Source organism: Deltaproteobacteria bacterium (genome assembly GCA_022340465.1).
GTDB lineage: Bacteria > Desulfobacterota > Desulfobacteria > Desulfobacterales > B30-G6 > JAJDNW01.
This window is the reverse complement of the sequence record JAJDNW010000063.1, coordinates 1-5941: the sequence shown is the minus strand read 5'-3', so window position 1 is coordinate 5941 and position 5941 is coordinate 1. Positions and strand designations below refer to the sequence as shown.

1 protein-coding gene is annotated in these 5941 nt (G+C 54.2%); it reads right to left on the bottom strand.

Annotated elements, in window-relative coordinates; all coding sequences use genetic code 11:
- A partial coding sequence (locus LJE94_10145; GenBank protein MCG6910469.1) for a hypothetical protein occupies positions 1–5941 on the bottom strand: 5941 nt, incomplete at both ends.

Below are 5941 nucleotides of genomic sequence, written 5' to 3'. Positions count from 1 at the left end.
ATCAACCCCATTTACCGGATCATTCAGGCAATACCCATACAAATCCGTGTCGCCACCATCGAACAAAATGGGATCTTTAGCGGTCCAGCGACCGGTTTGCGGGTCGTAATCCCGGTGTCCAAAGCGGATTAGGTTGATATCCCGGTCGTGCAGCCCTCCGGCAAAGCCCAGCCATGTTTCGAAACCGGGGTTGGAATCTGCGACAATGCTGCCAAAAGCGTCATATTCGATCCTTTTTAACACATTCCCTTCTGCATCCGCAACCACTCGCAGGGATCCCACTTGGTCATAGCCTAGATAACAGGTAGTCCCTGCCATGGACATGGCCAGCGGCATCCTGCCATCCGCGTATTCAAAACGCGCAAGCAGATTGTCAGCCCCGTCATAGACTGCCAAAAGCCGCGTCAGGCCCTGCCACAGGTATTTTTCCGTTACCAACCCGTCGACCTTTTTTGTGATGCGCCGCCCCAAGGGATCATGCCCGTATTCCACCAATGTTCCGTCCGGCAGCGTCACACGCAATAGCTCACCCCGGGAAGAATAGTCGAACGCGGTTGTCGTGTCCCCGTTGGTTATCGATTTCAGGAAACCGTCCGCATCATACTGATAAGCAGTTGGCCCTGCAGCCAGAAGGTGATCTTCCTCGGAGTATATAAAGTTTCTGCCGGTTATGCCTCTCAACAGATTGAACTCATAAGTGCGTGACCCGTTGAGACCATATCGGTATTCCTCGATTAGGGCCCCATCTCGGGTTACGGTCAGCAATCGTCCAAGCGGATCGTAGGTATAGCTGTAATCGGCGTCTACGCCGCCGGCGACTTCCGACCTGTTGACAATCCTGCCGTTAGGGTCTCTCACAATATGCCAGGTGTTGACGCCAAGCGCACATATTGTAGCGTCTTCACCGGAAATTTCGCCAAACCCGTTGAAGGTTCTGGCAAGGTTGTAATTTCCTCCGCTGACGGCTTCGGGCAGCCCATTGTCCGGATTTCTTACAATTGAAAAATTTCCAACGCCGGTCATGAGGCCGTCACTGTCGTAAGTGATACTCTCGGCCGCTCCGGCATAGTCCGCGCTTATCACCTTGAAATTATCGTCGTAGCCCAAATAAATTGCCTGGTTCAAGGCGCCGCCTGCAGTCACGGCGGTCATCAACGGCCCGTCATATGCAAAGGTGATGGCCTCTTCGCCTTTGGTAATCGTGTCTACTTTCGTTCCGCAAAGATAGGTGTAATCGATGTTTCCCTCGGGCGTCTGAACCTGGACCAGCCTTCCTTCGGAAAATATATTGCTGATCCGTTTGCCGGAAGGAAAGTCGACTCGGCTCAACCGCCGGTCCAGGTCATACTCATAGTGGTAGCTCCCACTCAGCGGCGTGATGTAAGCGTCATTCAAGTTGACCGCGTTGAATCCAAAATGATGGGCAGCGTCGGACGGATTGATCATAACCGTCATATTGCCATTCAGGTCATAGGAAAACCAGAGCGAGGTGTTATCCGGCCGGTCAAGCCGGATGACCCTGCCCACTTCGTCATAGGTGTAGGCGGTTGTTTGGTTTTCCGGTCCGGTCACGGATTCCAGGAACCCGTCTGTGTTGTAGGAAAAAAGGGTTTGTCTTGTATCCACAGAAACAGAGGACAACCTCCCTTTGGCGTCATAGCCGAAATTCGTGTCATAAAATCCCGGAACAGAAAGGGCGGTCGTCAGCAGTGTGCCGGGGTCATAGCTCTCGGTGACCATCCTTCCTTCTGGGGAGGTAATTGTTTTGTACGCCTGGAGGTCGTTGTAAATAGTCGTCGCCTTGCCGTTCAGGGTCAGCGTTTCCATCGTATATTCGAAAATCCCATCGCGATCTACATGGCTGTAAGCTTTGTTTTTAGAAAAGATTCTGGTTAGTCCAGACGGTGTTTCCGCTTTTATTTCACTTGGAAATTCATGCATAAATTGTTCGTCCAGATCATAGGTGATCGTCAGATCCATGCCGCATGGAAGCGATCTGGTTGCCAGCAGGCGGTCGCTCGATCGCCTGTAAGTGGTCCGGGCGCCGGATGGGTCCGTAATGATTGTGCTGAATTCTCCGCTTGAATTTTGGGAATCGAGATATGAGGTCAGATCGCCTTCAGCGGTTGTCATCTCCGTCAAGTGGTTATGGTTCGCATCGATCGATGATGCGTAATTCCATAAACCGCCTTCATCGTCCGACACTTCGATCAGTCTTCCGTTTGCATCGAACACGTGCGCGAAGCCGTTGCCTTCCGGCTCGGTCTTCAGGGCTAAAAGGCCCTTGGGCGCATAATCGAAATCCACGAACCTGCCGTCCGGATAGCTGATTTTGTCAAGAAAGTTATCGGCATCCACACTAAGGGTGGTGGTCAGGCCATCCGGTGAAATGATCGAGGTTGGTGTGCCGTTCGAATCCCTCTCAATTTCGGTTGTGTTGCCGAACCGATCGGTGACTGCAATTAGCCTGTCTTCGTCGTCATAACCGAAGGTGTAAAGGACCGATCCGGTATCAAGGTCGATTGTTTCGGTATGCAACCCTTCTATGGATACGATGTGCGCGATGCCGGTGTCTTCGGAAAAGACGTTGGCGCCTGATTGAATCGTGTTATTGAACGCTGCCGGATGAGAGGCCTTTCTGATCATGTAGCCTTTTGAATCGGCGATATAGAGATTGCCGGCGTCATCCACGGCGATTCCCGTGGGAATTCTGAAGTTGGCCGACGGCGCCGGGCCTGTTTTCGTGTCGATCAGGTATTGCCCGGACCCGGCAACCGTGGTGATAATGCCCTTGGTATTTACCATCCTTATTCGACAATTGTCACCATCCGCGATATAGACATTGCCGGATCTGTCTATGGCCAAGCTTTTAGGGGTTTTCAGCTGGGCCTCGATGGCAGGGCCGCCATCCCCGCTGTAGCCCCTCTGTCCGGCTGTGCCCGCGTATCGTGTGACTATTCCGTTTGTGTCTATTTTTCTGATGATGTGGTGGTCATAGGAATCCAGATCACAAAAATACAGGTTGCCTTCGCCATCGATGTCTATGTCCAGCAGCGTGTTCACCTGAGCGTCGATTGCCGGACCGCCGTCGCCGCTGTAACCTCTGCTGTTTCCGCCTGCGATAGTCGTGATGACGCCGTTTGTATCGACTTTTCTAATGCGTCCATTGCCGGAATCGCTGATGTATAAATTCCCCGAATCGTCCACCGCGATCCCTCTGGGATAATTCATTTGAGCCTGAGTCGCCGGACCGCCGTCGCCGCTGAATCCATAAGACTGGCCGATTCCGGCCACCGTGTTGATGATTCCGTTGTTGTTTATCACCCGTATGCAATGGTTGAAGGTGTCCGCCAGGTAAATATTTCCTTCACGGTCGATCTCGATATCCGAAACATACGAAACGCTCGCATCTGCCGCCGGACCGCCGTCGCCGTCAAACCCTCCGTTGAAAATTGTGACATCGGTCAATATGCCGTGCGTGTCTATTTTCCGTATAAAGCGATTCGAGGTGTCTGAAAAATAGACATTCCCATCGATATCTACGGCCACGGCATAAGGGCCGTTCAGGTCTGAAGACAGGGCGGGTTGATTGCTGTTGCTGTAATCCGGCGAGCCTGTGCCGGCGATTCTTTCGACGATCCGCACATTGTTGTCTATCGATGTTCCGTTCCCTTTGTACAAGACGGAAAGATCCTGCAGATTCAGGTGGTGCCTGGTGGACAAGCTCCAGCCTTCGGGCAGATCGTTGGCAGCCTTGCTTCTTGCCGGGTGCACCTTGGCATCGAATCTGTTCCAGACCGTAATTTCCTGGCGCGCGTTCACCGCAGTGGGCTCTGTTCCCGGCTGCCCGAATGCCTGTTCGAAATCGCCCGCGCGGGCATAAAAAGCGTCATACACCCATCCGACGTTGATATGGGCTTCAATCGGTGTCTCAAGGGGGTTGCCGAGATAATCCCTGCCGTCCCAGTAGAACTGGGCTGTCTGGTTCGGGAGCGGCTGAAACTCCCGGGTCAGGATTTTGCCGGCCACCTTGACCTCGACCGCGATTTTTTTGAGACTGGCCGGTACTGCATCGCCACTTGCCGGAACGGTAATAGAGGTGTTGTACCCTTCGACCCGTCCGCTCGAGTAGTAAAGCTTCATCCCCGTTCCCGGAATCGGAATGTCTTCATAGAAAACACGATTCTTTTCGTCAACAAAAGACGCATTGCAGGTGTAGCTGGTGTGTTCATCGCTTTCCCCGGATTTTACGGTGGCATTTTCAATTGCGTTCGGCCATGTGCCGTCGGGCGGCATGATCAGAGCCATGTTCAGATCGCAAGGTGAGAAGTGGGTTATGCCAACCCTCCAGAAGGTTGATCCCGGGGGGTAGTGCTGAGGATTTTCCAGGCCCTGAACTTCGTCGTCGTAGGCGCCGTTGCCGTTAAGGTCGTCCGGTAAACCGTCTCCGTCTTTATCCAGGGCATCGACTGTTTGGTCGTTGTTGGTGTCCAGGAGCCTTACCACGACACCGTTGTTCGATGGCTTCCACATTCCCTCGGCTCTATCGTAGAAACCGACCGGGATCGTCTCGCCGACCTCGAACCCGAGAAAATTATCCAGCCAGGTGACAACGGGGTTTTCGAATCTGACGCTTTCGGCACCGTCCACGGTCAGTTCAACGCAATACGTATAGGCCGAGGTTGGCGGCAGGTCGGCAGGCATCGATTCCGGCGTCGGGTATTCCGTGGCCCTTACGTTCAGCGTGCTCAGTTCGTGCACATCATTGCCGTCATCATCGAGAAGGTAGGCGTGGTTGTCGCCCGAAAAAACGAGGCTGAACGATCTCGCGCCCAACGCATCGACGATCTCGGAGCTTCGATGGACAACGACGCTTTGCGGGTTTCCGTCAAACCCGACAGACGTTGCCACCGGGTCTTCCGCAGTCATCTGAACCGTATCGGCAGTAGCGACATCGTTCCAGGGGACATACACGTTGCGGTGAACGTCGATCAAGCCTTCCTTTTCGTACATGAGTGTATATGTTTTTCCGCCTTCAACCGGCAGGGAAAATCTGCCGTCCATGTCCGTGGCAGCGGTGCCGTACGCCAAATGGTTGCGTGCGAAGACAAAGACATTTTCCAGGGGGGTGGCTTCACAATCGGTTACTACTCCTGTAATCACTGAGAAATGTTCAGGATTGTACGCCGGGACGGTGGCATCTGCAGGGATGGCGGCTTCGTACTGTTTTCCGAACGAGCCTTTGGGTTGGGGCTCCGGATTTCCCAGGGCCGTCAGGACGACCCTTGCATTCGTGTTTCCGGAAGGGCCGCTTGCGGACAGGCGGTAGATTGCCGTGTGATCCGGATAGAGGGTGATCGACCCTTCGGGCGGCACGACACCGACGCCATTGTCGATGACGATAGTGTCGGCTCCCGTCACGGCCCATTGCAGGACTGCGGGTTCACCCGGTTCGATGAGCTGTGGTTTCGCATTGAAACTGACAAGCGGTCCCATCGACAGGACCCGTATCTCGATCTCTTCTGTCGACGTACCGCCGAGCCCGGTGGCGGTGAGCGTGTAGGTTGTGTCTTCCATCGGGAAAACGGTCGCTTCGCCCTGTGTGTCCACGGCACCGATATCCGGTTCGATAACGACGGTGTCCGCAAGGTTGGAATCCCACCGCAGCGTAACGGCTTCGCCCGCGGGCGTTTCTTCGGGGGTTGCGGTCAGGTCGGCGGAGGGCGGCAGCAGGTCTTCGCTGATTTCAACCGTGATATAGGTCTCCGGCTTGCTGGCGAGGTCGATGGAAAGCGTGTTATCCCAGCTTAGTTCCAGGGGGGATGTAAGGAGGTAGGTGTTTTGGTTGAAATCCTCCGGTCCGAACACTTCGATACCATTGACCAGGATCGAGGCACTGCTGATGCCGTCTTCGATTCGTTTGTCACCGTCACTCTTTCCG